Genomic DNA, 20,558 nt, shown 5'->3' with positions numbered 1-20,558 from the left:
CTTAGCCGGAAGAAAGCTTTTTTTGCATATGGCAATTTGGTAGGACAACCCCTCGCCGCTCAACGGTCTGCTCCCGGACCAGCCGGTATCCTCTTCCTTCAAAAAACGGCTTTGCTGTTAGGCTGGCATCCGTAAAGATGCTGGTCAGCTGCAGCCTCTTTGCTTCCTGTTCGAGTTGTCCGACCAAGTGAGTCGCAATGCCTTGCCGCTGATAATTTTTGTGGACGTACAGCCGGTTCAAGTAACCGTCCTCCGTCATATCGCAAAAACCGGCAATTTTACCCTCCATTTCTGCCACATAGCTTATGTTTTGCTGCAGTGATTTTCGCCATGCCGCTGCCTTTTGCGCTTGTTCTTCTTTCGGTGCCCACGCCGCCAATTGCTCGCCGGAATAATCTGCCGCATTGACGGTATGGACGGTGCCGTAAAATAAAGCGACGACTTCTGCCAAATCCGCTTCTTGAAATCTTCGGATCCGCAGGTTTTCTTGTCCTGCGATAGCGGCAATTTCCGCTAAATCTTCGATGATGTAATCCGCTTCGGCGCTGCTCCAATGGAAATCCCTTTTCCAAATTGTTTTGATGCCGGCAGCTCGCGCCCCTTTTATATCGTTATCCAGATGGTCACCGACGTACATGGCTTCTTCGGATGCAACGCCGAGCCGTGCCAACGCCTTTTTGAACAAATTCGGATCCGGCTTTTTCATGCCTTCCCATTCGGAAATCAAAATCACGTCCATGTACGTCTCGATTCCCAATGCCTGTATCGCATCCAGTTGGAATTGCCCTTTGCCGTTTGAAATGATGCCTAATCGCAGCGATCTCCCTTTTAATTGTTCCAGCAGAAATTTCAAATTCGGAAACGGAATGCAATGCTGCTTGAAGCCTGTCATGTAATCTTCCAGCAGCACTTCCCAGGCAACCGGCAATGCGAATTCTTCGGCCATCTGCTGGTAAACGCGGTCTTTCCAAACCATTCCCCGGGCATCCAATTCGATGAACCGCTCGACGTAGCGGGATTTTGGCACCTTCTCCAAACGGCTTTTGAAACGCTCGTACTGCGCATCAACAAATGACTTTAACGAAGCATCCCGATCCAATAACGTGCCGTCCAAATCAAAAATCACCGCTTTGATCATATTGCTTTTGCGCCCAGCGGGATCCGCCGCACGTTCTTTAATTCCAGTCCATCAAAACTCAGGCAATAAATATCCGGCATCTCGAGCTGCCGCCAGAATTCTATCCCGTAACAGGAGTCAAAGTGGCTGAGGATCAAGGCCAGAATATTGCCATGGGTGCCAATGGCAATGCGTTCGCCTGCATATTGCTGAAGCACTTTCTTTATTTCCTTAACGCCGCGCGCCCTTGCTTGCTGATTGGATTCGCCCCCTTCAAAGGCAAAGTGCTCTTCTTCCCAAACTTTTGCAACAGCTGCCTGGAAATCCGCAACCGGTCCTGTGCTCAGCAAACGTTCACGAAACCCTTCCCATTGGTTGATCTCCGGATTTATTTCCCGGGAAATGCCTTCTACTGTTTGAATGGCCCGTTTGTACGGGCTCGAGATGACCCGGTCAACCCCTTCCTTGCTCAGAACTACAGCCACTTTCCGAGCATCTTTTGCGCCTTTTGGCGATAACGGGCGCGACTTTTCATCCGGCGTGTAATCTGAATGTGCGTGCCTGACCAAATACAAATGAGTCTGCAACTTTATCTCCTGCTTTCTTTCTTCATCTGTTTGTAAAAGCTTAACGAATCGAACAAGAACTCGCGGTCAAAACCGGTTTTCTGTCCGATTCTGTCCACCCATTCTTCCAAAGTGGCCACCGGATGATCGGGATACAATCCCTCAGTCGTGCTTAAAAAACTTTTCCAGTTGTCGAATTCCCAATGCGCCGTTTCTTCTTTATATGGAAGCCGCACTTCCACAAGCGGCTTCGGATACACATGGTTTTGGGAAAACTCGCCGGCTTGCCAAAAAGCCGCCTCGGCTACCGGAGTGGTGTCGTAAGTCTGCCGCGACTGTTTCCCGCCCGGCCGGTGATAAAAAATCTCCACTTCTCCTTGCCGAGCCATGACCTGGATATCCGCTGCTGGAAAAAAGCCGCTTTGCCTTTCAGTTAAAAATGCTTCGTGCTGGCCTTCGATCAGCACCGGCTGCAGCCATTGGTCGCCAAGGTCGCACAAATAGCGGTTTCCATGCGCATCCAGTGCAATCAGCGCCGCATGCGCTTCTTTCGTCCCCAGTTCATTTCCGATCGGGTATGCCTCGATCCCATCTCTTTTGAACTCATCCAACAGCCAAATGGCCAGATCAAAACAATTGCCGGTTATGCCATATTGCGCTTTGTGTTCTTTCATCAATGCCACCGTCCGCTGCTTTTCAGCTCCTGAACGCGAATAAAACCAGGCTTTCGTCAATGTCTCCATCGGAAAATCATTGAACTTGTTCCATACAGCCAAAATTTCTGGAGGTGCCTTCATAAGACATTCCCCCTCCTTTGTCGGATTGCTACCTTATTTCGATTTTCAAGCCGCCGATTCCTGCTCTTCAGAGTCCAAAAAAACCCCAGAAAGCGTTGAGGCCTTCCAGAGTTTCTATCTTTTCTTATTCAATTTCCATATTGCCAGCTTCAACCAGCTGTTTCAGGTTTTCAAACATCCTGCCCCAACCTTCTTCAGATTGGGCACTGTACTCAGCTTTTGCCCGTTCCACGTCTTCTTCTGTCCAGATTTCTTCATGCGGGACAATAATTTCCTGTGAAAACGTCATTTCGCACATGTCCCGGACTGGAGAGATAAACACCCGGACAATGTCCTCTGTATTACTGAATTGCGGCATCTTGAACGTGAACACCAGTTTGTTCGGTTGGCTGATTTCGACGTATTGACCGAGCGCGCGGTAATCGGTGCCTTCCCGATGATCAACGATTTCCCACGTTCCGCCAATGCGAAGGTCGCTTTTGGCCGCTTTGTTGGTCGATTCTCTTGTAAACAACCATTTTTTCATGATTTCCGGATTTGTCCAAGCTTCAAACACCGCTTCTGATTTCGCATAGAAGCGCCGAGCCAAATTCAAGGTGACGGTTGAAGTGATCGCCATTTTGCTCATCCTCTCCAAATCGAGTCAGGTGCTATTCTTTGAAGCTGGTTGCTCTTTATTGACACTTTACCCGAAATTTTTTTATCAAGCAATATAATCTTCTTTAGGTATATCCGTAACTTCTTTTTTCACATAGTAGCGCCCTTTTGTAAAAACGGCCAGTCCCGTAGTCAATACCGCCGCCAAGATGGCAGCGAAAAATGCCGCTGTGCTTTGCAGGAAGGTCCCCATATAGCCAAGTGCGGCAATCGTGCCTAAAACGCTTGGCACAATCAGCGAGACCACGCCGACCGGATTCCATTTGTACAGATTTTCTTGCCGTGACTCATAATAGCCAGGACCGATTTTCAACATTTTTTTCACGACCAAGGCATCCGTCACTAGAATGGAAGCCCATGTCATAAGTGCAACGCCTTGGAACGTCATGGCTGTGCCCAAATGGTCCACAATGCCTCCCAGCATCAACGCCATGGCAATGACGCCTGCAGCGACCACCCAGAAGCGGCGTCCTGGAGTAAACTTGAACATGTTTTCAAAGAAACTGGACAGCGACAGGGAACTGCTGTAGATATTCGTGATGTTGATGCGGATTTGCGTCAGCATGGTAAAAATTACGCCGCCAAGCCCGAGCAGCACCACGATGTAAATGCCGGGGTTGGATTCGCCCAGCGTAACACCGAACCAGATGCCAAGGCCTCCCATGACACCAAAACAGAAAATCTGCGGAATAAAACCGATAGCGACCGAACCAATCTTCAAGTCTTTCGGTTTTAAGAACCGCGCGTAGTCGGAAGCGATCAATGCCGTCAGCCCCATGATGCCGTGCTGCATGCCAATGCACAACAGCAGGGCTGTGCCGCCTATTTGGACGCCTTCAGGCATATATGTCCAGAAGCTGCTGTTATAAAGGGAAGGCTGTTTAAATGCCATCACGATAGCAGCGATTAAAAAGATGCCGAAAAGCGGCAACGACCATTTTTGCAGCTTGTCCAATTGCTTGATGCCAAACCAGTTTAACGGAATGACGATTGAACCGAAGAGGATGATGAGAATCCACATGGGGATTGCGGGGAAGTATGCATGGACAGCTGCGACGAGTATCATGCCTTCAAAAGCACAATACATAATAAAGTTGGATGCGTAGATTAGTGAGGTTAATGAGGCTCCGATATAGCCGAATCCTCCGCGGGATAGTAAGTTAACGTTCATGCCCGATTTAGCGGACAGATACACAATGATAGTTCCGAGGATGCCTGCTACGATAATGGCGTAGACGGCTGAGATGATGGCATTGGCCGCTCCGAACTGCAAAGCCATGACACTGCCCATCTGAAAATAAAAAATCGCGGTTGCGATGCCGAAGGTGATATTGGTGATGCTTAGCCATCCCATTTTACGTTCATCCCTTGGGACTCGGTCAAACGTATAATCACCGCTGGTTTCGGGTTCTTGCCTTATTTCTTTTTGCTTTAGTTCTTTTGGTTTCGCCACTTTTTCATTCAGTTTTTTCTCTCTCGGCTCTTTTTCTCTCAATCGGTGATCTGCGGTAATATCAGATCTCATGCAATCATCTTCCTTTCAGTAATGAGTTTGGGTTTTTGCTTTCAGCGCAATGCCGGGAAGGCGTGGAGCCTTGCGAAAAAGCCAAAAAAAAAAAACAGGTGCATTTTATCCGACACTTCTATGACAGAAGACGGATAAACCACTCGCTTTTTTATTTTAGCATAATTCCGTCAACTTTATTGACTTTCCGCTCAAACTCATTCTTTCGCACTAAATCTCAGTTTAAGAATAAATACTTATTTTCAAATGTTTTAAAAGGCTCCAAAAACATTCTTTCGCTATACTGATCATTTAATTTCGAGCTGCTTACATTTATGAAAAGCCAAGAAGAAACCAGCTTCTTTTAAAAGCAAGCTGGAATTTTGTTCTCCATACTCAGGGTTTGGCTGACTTAGGAAACGGAATAGCAAAGGAGCTCAATATTATTGCTTATAGATAATATTTTATCGCAAAACGATAAAATATATGTTAAACTATACCTATCAATAGTTAAGTGAGGTGCTTTAGATGAAACGGGAAACACTTTTTTTGAAGGCCGTAATTATCCTGATGGCTATTCCGGTCTTGGCAGTCTGTATCTTTGTGGTGCCGCCGCTCTCTTCATTTGTAGCGGAAATCATTCCACAATGGGCTTTTTTGCAATATGTCTTTTTGGTTGCCATGTATTTGACAGCGGTCGCTTACTTCACCGCTTTGTACCAAACCTTAAAACTGCTGGGCTACATTGACAAGAACATCGCGTTCTCTGAGCGGTCGGTCAAGGCGTTGAAGAATATTAAGTACTGCGCCATTGCCATTACCATGCTGTACATTCTATGCCTGCCCATCATCCTGTACATGGCACAGGTGGATGACGCTCCGGGACTCGGCGGCATTGGCATGATCATCACGTTTGGCGCCATTGTAATCGCCGTTTTTGCGGCGGTTCTTCAAAAGCTGCTGCAAAATGCCATCGATATAAAATCTGAAAACGATTTAACAGTCTGAGGTGAGAATATGGCAATTATAATTAATATTGACGTTATGCTGGCGAAACGGAAAATGAGCGTCACGGAACTTTCGGAACGGGTCGGCATCACAATGGCCAACTTGTCCATCCTAAAAAACGGCAAAGCGAAAGCAGTCCGCTTGTCTACACTGGAAGCCATCTGCAAAGCGCTGGACTGCCAGCCGGGGGACATATTGGAGTACAGAGCTGAGAATGCGCAAGAGAAGTGAAAATGAACAAATTAAAACCAAAAGGAGCAGGTTTCCCCTGCTCCTTTTTCATTGTCTTAAAACGTGCCGAAACATTAAAAAGCCCGCTAATTCCATAAAGAATTAGCGGGCTCAAATTTTTTAATTGTACTTATTCAACTGTAACCGATTTAGCCAAGTTACGCGGCTTGTCCACGTCACAGTCGCGGTGAAGCGCTGCATAGTAAGAGATCAACTGCATCGGAATAACCGATACCAGTGGAGACAGCAATTCGTGTACTTTTGGAAGCACGAGGCTGTCGCCTTCTTCTTGCAGGCCTTCCATCGAAATGATGCATGGGTGAGCACCGCGTGCCGCTACTTCTTTTACGTTTCCGCGGATGCTCAAGTTAACCGCTTCTTGTGTTGCAAGCGCAATTACTGGCGTGCCTTCTTCGATCAATGCGATTGTACCGTGCTTCAATTCGCCGCCGGCGAAGCCTTCCGCTTGGATATACGAAATCTCTTTCAATTTCAATGCGCCTTCAAGGCCAACGAAGTAGTCCATTACGCGGCCGATAAAGAAGCAGTTGCGTGTCGTGGAAAGGAAGTCACGGGCAATTTGCTCCATTTCTTCTTTCATGTCCACTTGCGCTTGGATGCCGTTCGCGACAATTCCAAGTTCCTGCACCAGGTCAAAGCCGATGTCGATGCCTTTAGACTGGGCTGTAACTGCTGCAAGAATCGAAAGGACCGCAATTTGTGCTGTATAGGCTTTTGTAGACGCTACAGCGATTTCCGGGCCTGCGTACAGCAATAGTGTGTAATCCGCTTCACGCGATAGCGTAGAGCCTGCTACGTTCGTGATTGTCAACGATGGATGTCCCAGTTCTTTGATCTTCACCAATACTTGGCGGCTGTCAGCCGTTTCGCCTGATTGTGAAATGAAGATGAACAACGGTTTTTGGGACAGAAGCGGCATATTGTAGCCGAATTCGCTGGCTACGTGCACTTCTACCGGAATCTGAGCCATTTTTTCCAAGTATTCTTTGCCGATCAATCCTGCATGATAGCTTGTCCCAGCAGCGATGATGTGGATGCGGTCTGCATCTTTCAACGCCTCAATGATTTCAGGCTGGATCGTCAATTTTTCATCAGCGCCTTGGTAAGCTTGGATGATTTTGCGCATCACTGCCGGCTGCTCATCAATTTCTTTCAGCATATAGTGAGGGTATGTGCCTTTTTCAATGTCGCTCATGTCAATTTCAGCTTTAAATGGCTGGCGGCTTACTTTCTCGCCTTCCAGTGTCAAAATGTCCACGCTGTCTTTGCGCACGATCACGATTTCCTTGTCCATCAATTCCACAAATTGGTCTGTGATTTGAAGCATAGCCATTGCGTCACTTGCAACTACGTTAAAGCCATCTCCAAGTCCGACAAGCAATGGGCTTTTGTTTTTCGCTACGAAAATGGTTTGCTCTTCCTCTGCATCCAATAATGCGATCGCATAAGATCCTTTAAGCAACGTCAACGTTTTACTGAAAGCTTCTTGCGTTGTCATGCCTTCAGCTACAAATTTACCGATCAATTGCACAATGATCTCCGTATCCGTATCCGACTCCATCTGTACATCAGCCAAATAGTCGCGCTGAATGTGGTGGTAGTTTTCGATAACGCCGTTATGCACCAACGTAAAACGGTCGTTGTCGTTTTGGTGAGGGTGAGCGTTTACCCGGTTCGGTTTTCCGTGAGTTGCCCAGCGCGTATGGCCAATCCCGCTTGTTCCCATTACTTCGTCTTCCACAACTGCGCGCAAATCCGCAATGCGCCCTTTTTCTTTAAAGACGGTGATGCCTTTGCCGTTGCGTACAGCAATCCCTGCTGAATCATAGCCACGGTACTCCAGTCTTTCCAATCCTTTTAACAAAATTTCTTTTGAATCATTTTCTCCAATATACCCGACGATTCCACACATAATGTAATTCCTCCGCTTTCCTAATAAAATCAAAATGAGCGTTTGCACATGTCCGCAAACACTTGTCGTGAGCCCATCCGCATCGTTGTACAGCCGATCGCTCAACTGCTTTAAATGCTGGATATTACGACCGGGCTTCGCGGCCGGGAGGTATCCGCCGAAATCTCGATACTCCTCCTCCTCGTCTACTGGGAAGTGATTTGTCCATCCGATTTTCCCAGTACTGGCGCTTTAACTATTTTCCTCGTACGCCTTACTATCCCCCTTTTTTGGCGGCCTAAACCTAGGCAAGTTTATCATACCTTGCCGGCGGACGTCCGTCAACAAAACCTTAATAAAATAAATCCTGATAATACCAAAAAACCAGTCTAAAAGGCTTCCGCCTTTCAAACCGGTTTCTTCTATTAATTTAAGCCCATTTCAGCCCGGACAACTTTCGCGATTTGCTCGACATATTGCTCGCAGTCTTCTGCCGAAGCCGCTTCCACCATTACCCGCACAAGCGGTTCTGTACCGGAAGGGCGTACCAGCACACGGCCGTTTCCAGCCATGTCTTTTTCTACTTCAGCGATGGCTGCTGCCACTTTTCCGTTATCTGTTACCGCATGCTTATCCGTCACGCGGATATTGACAAGTTTTTGAGGGAAGATGGTCATTTCCCCTGCTAATTCAGAAAGTTTTTTGCCTGTAACTTTCATGATGTTGACCAGCTGCATACCGGTCAGTAAACCATCGCCTGTTGTGTTGTAGTCCAGGAAGATGATGTGGCCGGACTGTTCGCCGCCAAGATTGTAGCCGTTTTTCTTCATTTCTTCCACCACATAGCGGTCGCCGACAGCTGTCTGCTTGCTCTCCATGCCATGTCCTTCAAGTGCTTTGTAAAAGCCCATATTGCTCATCACAGTAGAAACGACGGTGTTTTTCTTTAATCGGCCTTCTGAATGCAGGTACTTTCCGATTATGTACATAATCTGATCGCCATCAACGATTTGCCCTTTTTCATCCACAGCAATCAACCGGTCGCCATCGCCGTCAAACGCCAGGCCTACATCCGCTTTTTTGGCAACTACCATTTCAGCCAATTTTTCAGGATGCGTAGAGCCCACTTTATCATTAATATTCAAGCCATTCGGTGACGCGCCCATTGACGAAATGTCTGCATCTAAATCAGCGAACACATGCGTAGCAAGTGAAGAAGTGGCACCGTGTGCACAATCGAGTGCCACGTGGAGTCCGGTAAATTCTTCGTCGACTGCCTGTTTCAAATACTGGATGTATTTTTGGCCGCCTTCGAAATAATCCGTAATGCTGCCAAGGTCGCCGCCGGTCGGGCGCGGCAATGTATCATCTTCTGCATCAAGCAAAGCTTCAATTTCCAGCTCCTGCTCATCCGACAATTTAAACCCATCAGAACCAAAGAATTTGATGCCGTTGTCTTCCACAGGATTGTGGGAAGCTGAAATCATGACGCCTGCTTCTGCACTCATGACACGTGTTAAATAAGCAACCCCTGGTGTACTGATGACCCCAAGGCGCATAACTTCCGCGCCGACAGACAATAAGCCTGCTGCAAGCGCACCTTCCAGCATTTCGCCTGAAATCCGTGTATCACGGCCAATCAATACTTTCGGTTTGTCTTTCGAGCTTTTTGTTAAGATATAGCCGCCGAAGCGCCCTAATTTAAATGCCAATTCAGGTGTCAACTCGCTGTTCGCAACACCCCGCACCCCGTCAGTTCCAAAATATTTTCCCATTCTTTTCTCTCCTTCAATCTATAGCTTTATCTCGCTTCATTATACATGTTTTATTCAAATATCAAATTCAGACCTGCCAGTTAAGAAGGCGGATTTTCTGACACCTCTGGAATTTCCACGCCTTCTGGTGCTTCAACCGTTTCGTCGACCCTGATTTCCGCTTCCACTTTCAATGTGTTGGGCGAAACAGAAGTCGTGCCTGGCGGAGCTTTCAGTTCGGCTTCCACTGTCGTATCCGTCGGCGTAACGATTCCCGCATTCACTTCCACGACATATTCCTTCAGGGCATCCACCGCACTTTTCGGGCCATAAATCCGGACCGTCTCGCTCGATGGGACCAAAGACTCGATCGTTACGCCCGTAGGCGCTTCTCCGTTTTGCTTAATGGTCACCGGCACTTCTTTGCTGTATTCTTCTATCTTGGCTGAGACCTCTGCCACTTCGGGTTCAATCACGACATTCTCCAATTTCGTCAAATCATTTGCCAACACCCGGATTCGGGCCTCGGTTGTAAAAGATTCATTGACGCCCGGCTCACCGGTAACGGTCGCTTTCACAAAACTGATGGCATCAATGACACTTTTCGGGCCTGTCACCGAAGCGGTTTTCGGCTCCGCTGAAATTTCCTCTAAAACAAATCCTTCTTTTAACAAGCGTTCATTCATTTCCGGGTCAATCCGGAACTCCTGGGTTACCCGTTCTTCGATGGTGATGTCTACAAAAGCCGGATCTATTTGGACCCTCAGCTGTTCTGACAAGTTCTCAGTCTGTATGGGCACCCGGTGTTCGCCAATCGGCAAATTGCGCAGGTCCACAAACAAAGTGAAATCTTTCAGTTGGCGCGTCGTCTGCACGGCACTAGTCGGACCGGAAATCGTCAAGTCCGCCATCTCTGGCAAGCCGCTCACCATCAGGTTGGTGTCCCCATAAAAAACTTCCAGCTCGACGCCTTCGATTTCTTCCGTAATCGTGCCATTGTTCGCGGAGTTTGCAGCGTCTTCGTCGGCTTTAACCGAAAAGAATAAAAGAAATGCTAACAGAAGGGCCATAATTCGCAAAAACCAAGGGCTATCCATTAATTTATCCATTCTTTTTCATCCTCCAGTTCCACCGGGCAGAATCAGCTGGCTGTTGTTCGGCACCAAACCAAATTCGGCGCAGCTTCACTTCAAAATCTTCCAGCGACAAGTTGCGGTGCAAATCTCCGTTCGCTGTCAGGCTGATGGCGCCCGTTTCTTCCGACACAATGATGGTGATGGCATCGGTCACTTCACTGATTCCAAGCGCAGCCCGGTGCCGGGTGCCAAGTTCTTTGGAGATAAACGGGCTTTCAGACAACGGCAAATAACAGGCGGCTGCGGCAATGCGGTTTTTCTGTACAATTACCGCTCCGTCATGCAGCGGTGTATTCGGGATAAATAGATTGATCAGCAACTCTGACGTAATGTCCGAGTTCATGGGAATGCCCGTCTCAATATACTCGCTCAATCCGGTTTCCCGCTCAATTGAAATTAAAGCGCCAATCCGGCGTTTTGCCATATAGCTGACCGATTTCGACATCGCTTCAATCAACCGGCTGCGTTCGGATTCCTCATTCAGCTGGCTGCTGGAGAACAGTTTTCCGCGCCCCAGCTGTTCCAGTGCTCGCCGCATCTCCGGCTGGAAAATGATGATGATGGCCAGGAATCCCCAATTCAGCACTTGCTGCATGATCCAACCCAAAGTCTCCAAATTGAGAGCGCGGGTTATCAGATACGCAATAACGATAAAAAAGATCCCTTTTAATAATTGGACCGCTTTCGTCCCTTTAATGATTGTGATCAACTTATATATAACGAACCATACTAATAAAATATCAATGACATTTACTAAAAGTTCGAGTGGTGTTTGGTTTGTTAAATTCTCCAAAAACGGCATCTGCAACCCTCGCTTTTCAACATCTGCATATAAATCAGTATAACATAAGTGAATTTGCCTTGCCTTCATTGAAAAAACCTATCCTTCAAGCAGGATAGGCATTACTCTTCATTCTTTTCTCCATTGCCGCTGAAAATGGCGGCGGCATCTTTCACGCCGTCTTTAATGGTGTACCACATCCACTCGAACGCTTTATCAATCTCTTCGATTTCCCCGGTAATGACTCCGCTCGAAGCCATATACTGGCCATTGACAAGAGTGACATCTCCGTGCAATTCACCTTCCACACGCAGATCGCCGTTGCGGATCGTCAAATCGCCTGTTACCACTTCGCCTGCAGGCACCACAACGGTCTCCCCTTCTACAACAAGGTTCGGTTGTTTCGTAAAGGCAAATTGCTGGTCATTGTTGAAATTGGAAAACAGCATTCCGCTCATCAGCAAAAGAAACAATGCGGCAGCCGTCAACAGCGGATGATGCCGGAACCAGCGCTGCACGCCGATGCGCTGTCTTTCTTTAGGCAGCCGCTGCATGGTCTTTGCCACAAAATCGGACGGTGCCTGTATATGTGATGCACTTTGGACAAGTGCGATCGTTTTGGTTTGTTCGTGATACAATCTCCGACATTCGATGCAGCTTTCCAAATGTGCTTTTAGCACTGCTTCATCGGACGGGTTCAAATCCCCATCTAAATAATCATCCATAACATGAATGATGTTTTCCGGACACGTTTTCATCGTGCTCGCCTCCTACAAATTGCTCAATTGCTTCCGAAGAGCTTCTCTTCCCCGGTGTATCCGCGTTTTCACGGTACCTAGCGGCAAATCCAAAATTTCACTAATTTCCGATAGGGGCAATTCTTCAATATACTTTAATACAATAGCGGCACGGTACTTATCTGGCAAGCGACTTATCTCATATTGCACGCGTTCCTGTACTTCCATCCGCATCAGCTCTTCTTCCGGCAGCTGATCATCGTTGGCAATGGAAGAGTACATATTTAATCCTTCAGTCCCGCGCACTTCTGCGTCCAGATAATAATCCGGCTTTTTCTTGCGGATCCGGTCAATGCACAGATTCGTCGCGATGCGGTAAAGCCACGTCGAAAACTTGCGCTTTTGATCGAACGTATGGAGATTGACATATGCACGTGTAAACGCTTCTTGCGCTATATCTTCTGCTTCATGTTTGTTCCCTAACATCCGGTAACAGATTTGATAAAGCTGGTGCTGATATAGCTCAACGAGTTCGGCGAATGCGTTCTGATCGCCTTTTAACACTTTTTTTATTCGTTTATTGACTAACGCATCCATGTTCTCATTTCCCTCCGCCTATGCGGCTGTCTTTTATATACGGATTGCTTTTCAAAAAGTTTCATTTTTATTTTTTCTCTTTCTATCGTACCAAACTTAAACCATTAAAATCCATCTTATTCCCAGATTGTTTTGGTTCTTTTCAATAAAAAAAGCGCTCGAAAGTCGCTTTGGGCTAGTGAAGAAGAAATGTTTACATAAAATAAAAAAACAGGCTTTCGCCTGTTTTAAAGTAATTTTTCTCCGAGCAATGAACCGATCAGCGCCACTGCAACATCCGCCGTGCGGTTTTTTTCATCCAGAATCGGATTGACTTCCACAAATTCGGCAGAAGTGATGATTCCTGCATCGTGCAGCAGCTCCATCGCCAAATGGCTTTCCCGGTACGTAATGCCGCCTGGAACCGGTGTGCCGACACCTGGCGTATACATTGGGTCAATGCCGTCCAAATCCAACGACAGATGGACCGCATCCGTTCGGCGTTCTTCTTTCAAGTAATGAATCGCATCATCAATTACTGCATCCATTCCCATTTTATCAAGTTCATGCATGCTGTAGACGCGGATGCCGCGTTCTTTGATCAACTCACGCTCGCCTGGGTCTACAGAACGGGCACCGATGATTACAATATTTTCAGGCTTCACTTTTGGTGAATAGCCGCGGATATTCGTCAGCTGTTCATGCCCAAGTCCGAAACTTGCTGCCAAAGGCATCCCGTGGATATTTCCGGACGGTGACGTATCACTTGTATTCATGTCCGCGTGCGCATCATACCAGATAACCCCCAGGTTCTCATGGCGCTCAGAGATTCCAGCGAGTGTCCCGATGGCGATGCTATGATCTCCGCCAAGAACCAGCGGGAAATTCCCCGCTTCTGCTACTTCAAACACTTTCGCGCCGAGTGCTTCCGTCGCGTCGGTCACAACTTTTAAATTGCGCAGGTTGGTTTCTGTATCAATGGAGCCGTCTGCATGGCCGATCTGGATGTCCCCTTCATCCGTCACGGTATGCCCTAAAGCTTCAATGCGCTCTACAACGCCTGCATAGCGGATGGCGCTCGGCCCCATGTCCACCCCGCGGCGATTCTGGCCATGATCCATCGGTACTCCGATAATAGATACATTTAATTTATTCATGATTTTATACCCCCTTATTAAGATGAATTCATTGTACCTGTTAAGGAAGCTTTGGCTCAACCGAACAAAATCAAGTATATTTATTCAATTTTTCTTCTAGTCCGCCTTTTACTGCCGGCCATTCCGAATCAATGATGGAATACACGATGGCATCTCTTGGCTTGCCGGTTGAGCGGATTCGTTCGTTGCGGAGCAGCCCTTCTTTTTTGGCGCCGATTCGTTCCAGGGCCTTTTGGGAAGCGCTGTTTTCTGCATCTGTTTTGAATTGTACCCGAATCATGCCCCGCTCTTCAAAGCAATATTGGAGCAATGCAGCTTTTACTGCAGTATTTACATGAGTACGCTGTGCAGTTTCTGCATAAAAGGTTGAACCGATTTCACAGCTTTTATTTGCTTCATCGATTGCATAAATGCGGGTGGTGCCGATGATTTCTGCGCTTTTTGGATCTTCTACAGCAAAAATAAGTACATCGTCCCCCTTCAGCCCTGTTTCCAGCCAAGCACACAACTGTTCAAAGCTTTCCACTTTCGTCAGCATGTGTTCGAAGATTGCAGGGGTATAAAGCGCCCACAATGCTTCAAAATCATCTCGCGTCAGTAAACGCAACCGGATGTTTGAGTGTTCAATTTTCATGCCATTCTCTCCCCTTAACTAAAATGCACAGACTGGACTCGCTGCAAAAATTCTTTTTCAAGTTTGCCCATCTGCTTCGTTAAAAAATACGTGGACACTTCCGGCAGCGGAAACAAATCAAAATGGGCGTCCATTAAACGTCCTTCAATCAGCTCCCGCCTCACCATGGATTTAGGCAAAAATGACACGCCAAGGCCTTCTTGGATAAATCGTTTAGCAATATGGGCCTGTGTCACTTTCATTGTCCGGATTCCTGTAACATGAAGACGCAGCTTTAGGAGCAGCTCATTCCAAAAAGCCGGATGATGGTGTGTAAACAGAAAGGCCGACTGGAGCATCGCTTCTCCTGAAACCGCTGGGCCAGACTCATCATCGTACGCATCTCTTGGCAAAATAAAAAGAAGCGGATCGTTGTAAACCGTTTCACATTGGATATCTTGCCGCTTAGGGCGCAATGCGGAAATGCCTGCCGACACCTGCTCTGTTTCCACAAGTTCTTCTATGTGCTCCGACTCTTCCACTTGAATCACTAGTTCAAGGTCCGGGTGGTCCCGTGTAAACGATTTTAAAATATACGGCAACATCGTCTCGGCCATTAAGGGTGAAATTGCAAGCGTCCATTTCTTTCGGTAGCCTTGGGCAAAAGCTTGAAGGTCCCCGATGCTTTGATCCATCTGGGCCAGTATACCTTTAGCCTTCGGGCAGAAATGACGCCCTTCTTCTGTCAGCGAAACGCGGTTCTTTTCGCGCTTGAATAATAAAACCCCAAGGCTTTCTTCCAATAGCCGGATGTGGACCGTGACACTTGGCTGTGACATTAACAACCGTTCGGAAGTTTTCCGGAAATTTAACGTTTCAGCGGCATCCACAAACGTCCGCAGCCAATTGAGCTCCATATTTTTGCCTCCTTCAATTAACAATTTGAATTATTTCAATTATATATCTTTAATTTTTGTTATCAATCAACAGGAGTAAAATAAAAGCAAAGGAGGAGTTACGATGTTCCAGAAAGGATTAAAAGGAATTACAGCGGTCCAAACAAAAATAGCTTCGGTAGATGGAGACAAAGGAGAATTGCGCTACCGCGGGATACAAGTGAAAGAGGCAATCAGCGGAAAGTCATTTGAAGAAGCAGCATACTTTTTGTGGCATGGCCGGAATCCATCACCAGAAGAACTCGCTGGCTTGCGAAGTGGATTAATTGAATACCGCAAACTTCCGGTTCACGTGATTGAAACAGCCAAACTGCTGCCCCTTGAAGCGCCCTTGATGGATAATCTGCGGACCTTGATTTCCGCTTACAGCCATAAGGAATTTACCAAGCTGCCAATCAGTGAACAAACTACAGCCTTAACGGCTGCTTTCCCTGTACTGATTGCTCTTTTGTTCCGCTTGCAGGAAGAAAAAGACATGATTCAACCGCGCGAAGATCTCGGGCATACCGCCAATTATTTGTGGATGTTGAATGGACGCGAACCTTCACAAGCGCAGATTGAAGCATTGGAAACGTATTTAAAGCTGACGATGGAGCACGGCATGAACGCTTCGACATTTGCTGCCCGCGTCACCATCTCTACAGAATCGGACCTTGTCTCTGCTGTTACTTCCGCCATCGGCACTATGAAAGGCCCCCTTCACGGAGGAGCGCCTTCAGGAGTCATCGACTTGCTCGATGAAATTCAAACGCCAGAGCGCATTGAACCGGTCATTCTCGAGAAATTGGCCAATGGCGAAAAAATTATGGGCTTTGGGCATCGCATTTACCGGACTGAAGATCCACGATCGATTGTATTAAGAGAGAAATGCCTCGCCCTGCAAGGAGCAGATCCATGGCTCGATTTGGCCGTGGCGGCTGAAAAAGAGATTGTCCGCCTCCTAGAGCAACACAAACCAGGACGTGCGCTGCACACGAACGTGGAATTCTATGCGGCTGCCATTATGCGGTCCATCGCAATGCCTTCAGCGCTCTTTACCTCTACGTTTAGCGCAGCCCGTATCGTCGGCTGGACTGCCCATGCGATGGAACAGCAAGAAGACAATGTCATTTTCCGTCCGCAGTCTGAATACATCGGAACCTAAAAAAAGCCCGCATCCAATAAATTGGATACGGGCTTTTTACACATGGATAGTACAAATACACATGGAACAATGGAGCCTAGGGGGCTCGAACCCCTGACCTCGACGCTGCCAGCGTCGCGCTCTCCCAGCTGAGCTAAGGCCCCGCGCTGAACAGGCGCAAGGAATAAAGAATGAGCCATGAAGGATTCGAACCTTCGACCCTCTGATTAAAAGTCAGATGCTCTACCAACTGAGCTAATGGCTCAAAATAAAAATGGCTGGGGTACCTGGATTCGAACCAGGGCATGACGGGATCAAAACCCGTTGCCTTACCGCTTGGCTATACCCCAATGCCAATATAAATAAAACTGGTGGTGGGGGGCAGATTCGAACTGCCGAACCCGAAGGAGCGGATTTACAGTCCGCCGCGTTTAGCCACTTCGCTACCCCACCGAGAAATAATGGTGGAGGATGACGGGATCGAACCGCCGACCCTCTGCTTGTAAGGCAGATGCTCTCCCAGCTGAGCTAATCCTCCACATAACTATAAAAATTGGTGACCCCTACGGGATTCGAACCCGTGTTACCGCCGTGAAAGGGCGGTGTCTTAACCGCTTGACCAAGGGGCCATAAAAAGATGAATAAGTGCTTTTCCCGTTTACAGAAACCTTATAAAAACAAAAGCTTCCAACCGGGTTCGAACCGGTGACCTCTTCCTTACCATGGAAGCACTCTACCTGCTGAGCTATGGAAGCAAGGTAAAAGATTCGTTACGGCATAAAAAAACAAAATGGCCCAGCAATGTCCTACTCTCACAGGGGGAAACCCCCAACTACCATCGGCGCAAAAGAGCTTAACTTCCGTGTTCGGGATGGGAACGGGTGTGGCCTCTTTGCCATCATCACTGGACATGAGTGCTTGCGCCCTCAAAACTGGATATGCGACATTGAAAACAACTATGTTGGTTAAGTCCTCGATCGATTAGTATTCGTCAGCTGCACGCGTCGCCGCGCTTCCACCCCGAACCTATCTACCTCATCGTCTTTGAGGGATCTTACTTGCTTGCGCAATGGGAAATCTCATCTTGAGGGGGGCTTCGTGCTTAGATGCTTTCAGCACTTATCCCGGCCACACATAGCTACCCAGCGATGCCCCTGGCGGAACAACTGGTACACCAGCGGTGTGTCCATCCCGGTCCTCTCGTACTAAGGACAGCTCCTCTCAAATTTCCTGCGCCCGCGACGGATAGGGACCGAACTGTCTCACGACGTTCTGAACCCAGCTCGCGTACCGCTTTAATGGGCGAACAGCCCAACCCTTGGGACCGACTACAGCCCCAGGATGCGATGAGCCGACATCGAGGTGCCAAACCTCCCCGTCGATGTGGACTCTTGGGGGAGATAAGCCTGTTATCCCCGGGGTAGCTTTTATCCGTTGAGCGATGGCCCTTCCATGCGGAACCACCGGATCACTAAGCCCGTCTTTCGACCCTGCTCGACCTGTACGTCTCGCAGTCAAGCTCCCTTGTGCCTTTACACTCTGCGAATGATTTCCAACCATTCTGAGGGAACCTTTGGGCGCCTCCGTTACTCTTTAGGAGGCGACCGCCCCAGTCAAACTGCCCGCCTGACACTGTCTCCCGCCCCGATCAGGGGCGTGGGTTAGAATTTCAATACAACCAGGGTAGTATCCCACCGACGCCTCCCCCGAAGCTGGCGCTCCGGGTTCTCTGGCTCCTACCTATCCTGTACAAGTTGCACCAAAATTCAATATCAGGCTGCAGTAAAGCTCCACGGGGTCTTTCCGTCCTGTCGCGGGTAACCTGCATCTTCACAGGTACTATAATTTCACCGAGTCTCTCGTTGAGACAGTGCCCAGATCGTTACGCCTTTCGTGCGGGTCGGAACTTACCCGACAAGGAATTTCGCTACCTTAGGACCGTTATAGTTACGGCCGCCGTTTACTGGGGCTTCAGTTCGCACCTTCGCTTGCGCTAAGCACTCCCCTTAACCTTCCAGCACCGGGCAGGCGTCAGCCCCTATACGTCACCTTACGGTTTTGCAGAGACCTGTGTTTTTGCTAAACAGTCGCCTGGGCCTATTCACTGCGGCTCTCTCGGGCTATACACCCTACCAGAGCACCCCTTCTCCCGAAGTTACGGGGTCATTTTGCCGAGTTCCTTAACGAGAGTTCACTCGCTCACCTTAGAATTCTCTTCTCGCCTACCTGTGTCGGTTTGCGGTACGGGCACCTCCCGCCTCGCTAGAGGCTTTTCTTGGCAGTGTGAAATCAGGGACTCCAGGGCGCAATGCCCCTTGCCGTCACAGTTCAATGTTGATGGAAACGGGATTTGCCTCGTTTCCCACCTTGCTGCTTGGACGCGCTCAACCAACGGCGCGCTCGCCTTATCCTTCTGCGTCCCCCCATTGCTCAAACGGCGGGGAGGTGGTACAGGAATATCAACCTGTTGTCCATCGTCTACGCCTATCGGCCTCGACTTAGGTCCCGACTGACCCTGAGCGGACGAGCCTTCCTCAGGAAACCTTAGGCATTCGGTGGACGGGATTCTCACCCGTCTTTCGTTACTCATACCGGCATTCTCACTTCTAAGCGCTCCACGGATCCTTCCGGTCCCGCTTCGACGCCCTTAGAACGCTCTCCTACCACGGACATCTACGATGTCCATCCACAGCTTCGGTAATCCGTTTAGCCCCGGTACATTTTCGGCGCAGTGTCACTCGACCAGTGAGCTATTACGCACTCTTTAAATGATGGCTGCTTCTAAGCCAACATCCTGGTTGTCTAAGCAACGCCACATCCTTTTCCACTTAACGGATATTTGGGGACCTTAGCTGGTGGTCTGGGCTGTTTCCCTCTTGACTACGGATCTTATCACTCGCAGTCTGACTCCCAAGCATAAATCACTGGCATTCGGAGTTTGTCTGAATTCGGTAACCCGGGATGGGCCCCTAGTCCAAACAGTGCTCTACCTCCAGGATTCTCAATCTTGAGGCTAGCCCTAAAGCTATTTCGGAGAGAACCAGCTATCTCCAGGTTCGATTGGAATTTCTCCGCTACCCACACCTCATCCCCGCACTTTTCAACGTGCGTGGGTTCGGGCCTCCAGTAAGTGTTACCTTACCTTCACCCTGGACATGGGTAGATCACCTGGTTTCGGGTCTACAACTGCATACTCATTCGCCCTATTCAGACTCGCTTTCGCTGCGGCTCCGGCTTCTCACCTTAACCTTGCATGCAATCGTAACTCGCCGGTTCATTCTACAAAAGGCACGCCATCACCCATAAACGGGCTTTGACTAGTTGTAGGCACACGGTTTCAGGATCTGTTTCACTCCCCTTCCGGGGTGCTTTTCACCTTTCCCTCACGGTACTGGTTCACTATCGGTCACTAGGTAGTATTTAGCCTTGGGAGATGGTCCTCCCGGATTCCGACGGAATTTCACGTGTTCCGCCGTACTCAGGATCCACTCAGGAGGGAAGCGATTTTCGGCTACGGGGCTGTTACCCACTGTGGCGGACCGTTCCAGGTCGCTTCGCCTAACCGCTTCTTTTGTAACTCCGTATTGAGTGTCCTACAACCCCAAGAGGCAAGCCTCTTGGTTTGGGCTGATCCCGTTTCGCTCGCCGCTACTCAGGGAATCGCATTTGCTTTCTGTTCCTCCAGGTACTTAGATGTTTCAGTTCCCTGGGTCTGCCTTCTCATGTGCTATGAATTCACACATGGATACCGCCCCATTAAAGGCGGTGGGTTCCCCCATTCGGAAATCTCCGGATCAAAGCTCACTTACAGCTCCCCGGAGCATATCGGTGTTAGTGCCGTCCTTCTTCGGCTCCTAGTGCCAAGGCATCCACCGTGCGCCCTTTCTAACTTAACCATTAGAAAGTCGACCGAAAAAATCGGTCTCATCACTC

17 protein-coding genes, 7 tRNA genes and 2 rRNA genes are annotated in these 20,558 nt (G+C 48.5%); 3 read left to right on the top strand and 23 right to left on the bottom strand.

Going from position 1 to position 20,558, the window contains the following annotated elements; all coding sequences use genetic code 11:
* Position 1 precedes the first annotated feature (1 nt).
* The 5 genes from QWY22_RS19550 to QWY22_RS00970 form a co-directional block, all read right to left on the bottom strand.
* Positions 2–1,138: a GNAT family N-acetyltransferase gene (locus tag QWY22_RS19550; protein WP_367281288.1), complete on the bottom strand. Its 1,137-nt coding sequence runs from the start codon at positions 1,136–1,138 to the stop codon at positions 2–4.
* Entirely contained in the window at positions 1,135–1,704 is a 570-nt protein-coding gene (locus QWY22_RS00985) for a histidine phosphatase family protein (protein WP_300982520.1), read from the bottom strand. The genes QWY22_RS19550 and QWY22_RS00985 overlap by 4 nt, the downstream gene beginning before the upstream one ends.
* A gap of 2 nt (positions 1,705–1,706) precedes the next feature.
* Positions 1,707–2,480: a hypothetical protein gene (locus QWY22_RS00980; protein WP_300982519.1), complete on the bottom strand. Its 774-nt coding sequence runs from the start codon at positions 2,478–2,480 to the stop codon at positions 1,707–1,709.
* A gap of 124 nt (positions 2,481–2,604) precedes the next feature.
* Positions 2,605–3,099 carry an SRPBCC family protein gene (locus tag QWY22_RS00975; RefSeq protein WP_300982518.1) on the bottom strand — a complete coding sequence of 165 codons (495 nt, stop codon included), beginning with the start codon at positions 3,097–3,099 and terminating at the stop codon, positions 2,605–2,607.
* Between the two features lie 84 nt (positions 3,100–3,183).
* Positions 3,184–4,662 (bottom strand): purine-cytosine permease family protein, encoded by a 1,479-nt coding sequence (locus QWY22_RS00970; RefSeq protein WP_300982517.1) that lies wholly within the window; start codon positions 4,660–4,662, stop codon positions 3,184–3,186.
* A gap of 507 nt (positions 4,663–5,169) precedes the next feature.
* Between QWY22_RS00970 and QWY22_RS00965 the strand changes: the two genes are divergently transcribed.
* Together QWY22_RS00965 and QWY22_RS00960 are read left to right on the top strand one after the other, a co-directional pair.
* On the top strand, positions 5,170–5,649 hold the full coding sequence (locus QWY22_RS00965) for a DUF2975 domain-containing protein (RefSeq protein WP_300982516.1): 480 nt from the start codon (positions 5,170–5,172) through the stop codon (positions 5,647–5,649).
* 9 nt (positions 5,650–5,658) lie between these two features.
* On the top strand, positions 5,659–5,880 hold the full coding sequence (locus QWY22_RS00960; protein WP_300982515.1) for a helix-turn-helix domain-containing protein: 222 nt from the start codon (positions 5,659–5,661) through the stop codon (positions 5,878–5,880).
* A gap of 130 nt (positions 5,881–6,010) precedes the next feature.
* Here the strand turns inward: QWY22_RS00960 and glmS are convergent, their stop codons facing one another.
* The 9 genes from glmS to QWY22_RS00915 form a co-directional block, all read right to left on the bottom strand.
* The gene (gene glmS, locus QWY22_RS00955; RefSeq protein WP_300982514.1) at positions 6,011–7,813 is read right to left on the bottom strand and encodes a glutamine--fructose-6-phosphate transaminase (isomerizing); all 1,803 of its coding nucleotides are present in this window, start codon (positions 7,811–7,813) and stop codon (positions 6,011–6,013) included.
* Positions 7,814–8,217: 404 nt separating this feature from the next.
* The gene (gene glmM / locus QWY22_RS00950; RefSeq protein WP_300982513.1) at positions 8,218–9,567 is read right to left on the bottom strand and encodes a phosphoglucosamine mutase; all 1,350 of its coding nucleotides are present in this window, start codon (positions 9,565–9,567) and stop codon (positions 8,218–8,220) included.
* 80 nt (positions 9,568–9,647) lie between these two features.
* Complete coding sequence (locus tag QWY22_RS00945) at positions 9,648–10,655, bottom strand: CdaR family protein (RefSeq protein ID WP_300982512.1); 1,008 nt, start codon at positions 10,653–10,655, stop codon at positions 9,648–9,650.
* Positions 10,648–11,484, bottom strand: a complete 837-nt coding sequence (gene cdaA, locus QWY22_RS00940; RefSeq protein WP_074511702.1) for a diadenylate cyclase CdaA — start codon at positions 11,482–11,484, stop codon at positions 10,648–10,650. The genes QWY22_RS00945 and cdaA overlap by 8 nt, the downstream gene beginning before the upstream one ends.
* A 101-nt stretch (positions 11,485–11,585) precedes the next feature.
* Positions 11,586–12,221 (bottom strand): zf-HC2 domain-containing protein, encoded by a 636-nt coding sequence (locus QWY22_RS00935; protein WP_300982511.1) that lies wholly within the window; start codon positions 12,219–12,221, stop codon positions 11,586–11,588.
* 12 nt (positions 12,222–12,233) lie between these two features.
* Entirely contained in the window at positions 12,234–12,797 is a 564-nt protein-coding gene (gene sigW / locus QWY22_RS00930; RefSeq protein ID WP_036802658.1) for an RNA polymerase sigma factor SigW, read from the bottom strand.
* A 227-nt stretch (positions 12,798–13,024) separates the two neighbouring features.
* Entirely contained in the window at positions 13,025–13,933 is a 909-nt protein-coding gene (rocF, locus tag QWY22_RS00925; protein ID WP_036802655.1) for an arginase, read from the bottom strand.
* 70 nt (positions 13,934–14,003) lie between these two features.
* Positions 14,004–14,567 (bottom strand): GNAT family N-acetyltransferase, encoded by a 564-nt coding sequence (locus tag QWY22_RS00920; RefSeq protein WP_300982510.1) that lies wholly within the window; start codon positions 14,565–14,567, stop codon positions 14,004–14,006.
* 14 nt (positions 14,568–14,581) lie between these two features.
* Positions 14,582–15,463 carry a LysR family transcriptional regulator gene (locus QWY22_RS00915; protein WP_300982509.1) on the bottom strand — a complete coding sequence of 294 codons (882 nt, stop codon included), beginning with the start codon at positions 15,461–15,463 and terminating at the stop codon, positions 14,582–14,584.
* Positions 15,464–15,566: 103 nt separating this feature from the next.
* Here QWY22_RS00915 and QWY22_RS00910 point away from each other — a divergent pair, with 103 nt between their 5' ends.
* Complete coding sequence (locus QWY22_RS00910) at positions 15,567–16,646, top strand: citrate synthase/methylcitrate synthase (RefSeq protein WP_300982508.1); 1,080 nt, start codon at positions 15,567–15,569, stop codon at positions 16,644–16,646.
* A 70-nt stretch (positions 16,647–16,716) separates the two neighbouring features.
* Here the strand turns inward: QWY22_RS00910 and QWY22_RS00905 are convergent.
* The 9 genes from QWY22_RS00905 to QWY22_RS00865 all read right to left on the bottom strand — a co-directional run bounded on the left by QWY22_RS00905 (position 16,717) and on the right by QWY22_RS00865 (position 20,521).
* Positions 16,717–16,789 (bottom strand) — tRNA-Ala (locus QWY22_RS00905).
* Between the two features lie 28 nt (positions 16,790–16,817).
* A tRNA-Lys gene (locus tag QWY22_RS00900) sits at positions 16,818–16,890 on the bottom strand.
* Positions 16,891–16,900: 10 nt separating this feature from the next.
* A tRNA-Gln gene (locus QWY22_RS00895) sits at positions 16,901–16,975 on the bottom strand.
* Between the two features lie 19 nt (positions 16,976–16,994).
* Positions 16,995–17,078 (bottom strand) — tRNA-Tyr (locus tag QWY22_RS00890).
* 9 nt (positions 17,079–17,087) lie between these two features.
* A tRNA-Val gene (locus QWY22_RS00885) sits at positions 17,088–17,163 on the bottom strand.
* Between the two features lie 16 nt (positions 17,164–17,179).
* Positions 17,180–17,254, bottom strand: a tRNA-Glu gene (locus QWY22_RS00880).
* A 53-nt stretch (positions 17,255–17,307) separates the two neighbouring features.
* A tRNA-Thr gene (locus QWY22_RS00875) sits at positions 17,308–17,380 on the bottom strand.
* A 38-nt stretch (positions 17,381–17,418) separates the two neighbouring features.
* A 5S ribosomal RNA gene (gene rrf / locus QWY22_RS00870) occupies positions 17,419–17,534 on the bottom strand.
* 52 nt (positions 17,535–17,586) lie between these two features.
* A 23S ribosomal RNA gene (locus tag QWY22_RS00865) occupies positions 17,587–20,521 on the bottom strand.
* Between the last annotated feature and the right edge of the window lie 37 nt (positions 20,522–20,558).

It is taken from the genome of Planococcus liqunii (assembly GCF_030413595.1).
GTDB classification, from domain to species: Bacteria; Bacillota; Bacilli; order Bacillales_A; family Planococcaceae; genus Planococcus; species Planococcus liqunii.
Note: the sequence above shows the minus strand (reverse complement) of the source record. Positions and strands in the feature narration are given on the sequence as shown.

Excerpts from the sequence above, each read along its gene's own strand:
- QWY22_RS19550 (WP_367281288.1), bottom strand. The coding sequence starts at position 1,138 with ATGATCAAAGCGGTGATTTTTGATTTGGACGGCACGTTATTGGATCGG.
- QWY22_RS00980 (WP_300982519.1), bottom strand. The coding sequence starts at position 2,480 with ATGAAGGCACCTCCAGAAATTTTGGCTGTATGGAACAAGTTCAATGAT.
- QWY22_RS00975 (WP_300982518.1), bottom strand. The coding sequence starts at position 3,099 with ATGGCGATCACTTCAACCGTCACCTTGAATTTGGCTCGGCGCTTCTAT.
- QWY22_RS00970 (WP_300982517.1), bottom strand. The coding sequence starts at position 4,662 with ATGAGATCTGATATTACCGCAGATCACCGATTGAGAGAAAAAGAGCCG.
- QWY22_RS00965 (WP_300982516.1), top strand. The coding sequence starts at position 5,170 with ATGAAACGGGAAACACTTTTTTTGAAGGCCGTAATTATCCTGATGGCT.
- QWY22_RS00960 (WP_300982515.1), top strand. The coding sequence starts at position 5,659 with ATGGCAATTATAATTAATATTGACGTTATGCTGGCGAAACGGAAAATG.
- glmS (WP_300982514.1), bottom strand. The coding sequence starts at position 7,813 with ATGTGTGGAATCGTCGGGTATATTGGAGAAAATGATTCAAAAGAAATT.
- glmM (WP_300982513.1), bottom strand. The coding sequence starts at position 9,567 with ATGGGAAAATATTTTGGAACTGACGGGGTGCGGGGTGTTGCGAACAGC.
- QWY22_RS00945 (WP_300982512.1), bottom strand. The coding sequence starts at position 10,655 with ATGGATAAATTAATGGATAGCCCTTGGTTTTTGCGAATTATGGCCCTT.
- cdaA (WP_074511702.1), bottom strand. The coding sequence starts at position 11,484 with ATGCCGTTTTTGGAGAATTTAACAAACCAAACACCACTCGAACTTTTA.
- QWY22_RS00935 (WP_300982511.1), bottom strand. The coding sequence starts at position 12,221 with ATGAAAACGTGTCCGGAAAACATCATTCATGTTATGGATGATTATTTA.
- sigW (WP_036802658.1), bottom strand. The coding sequence starts at position 12,797 with ATGGATGCGTTAGTCAATAAACGAATAAAAAAAGTGTTAAAAGGCGAT.
- rocF (WP_036802655.1), bottom strand. The coding sequence starts at position 13,933 with ATGAATAAATTAAATGTATCTATTATCGGAGTACCGATGGATCATGGC.
- QWY22_RS00920 (WP_300982510.1), bottom strand. The coding sequence starts at position 14,567 with ATGAAAATTGAACACTCAAACATCCGGTTGCGTTTACTGACGCGAGAT.
- QWY22_RS00915 (WP_300982509.1), bottom strand. The coding sequence starts at position 15,463 with ATGGAGCTCAATTGGCTGCGGACGTTTGTGGATGCCGCTGAAACGTTA.
- QWY22_RS00910 (WP_300982508.1), top strand. The coding sequence starts at position 15,567 with ATGTTCCAGAAAGGATTAAAAGGAATTACAGCGGTCCAAACAAAAATA.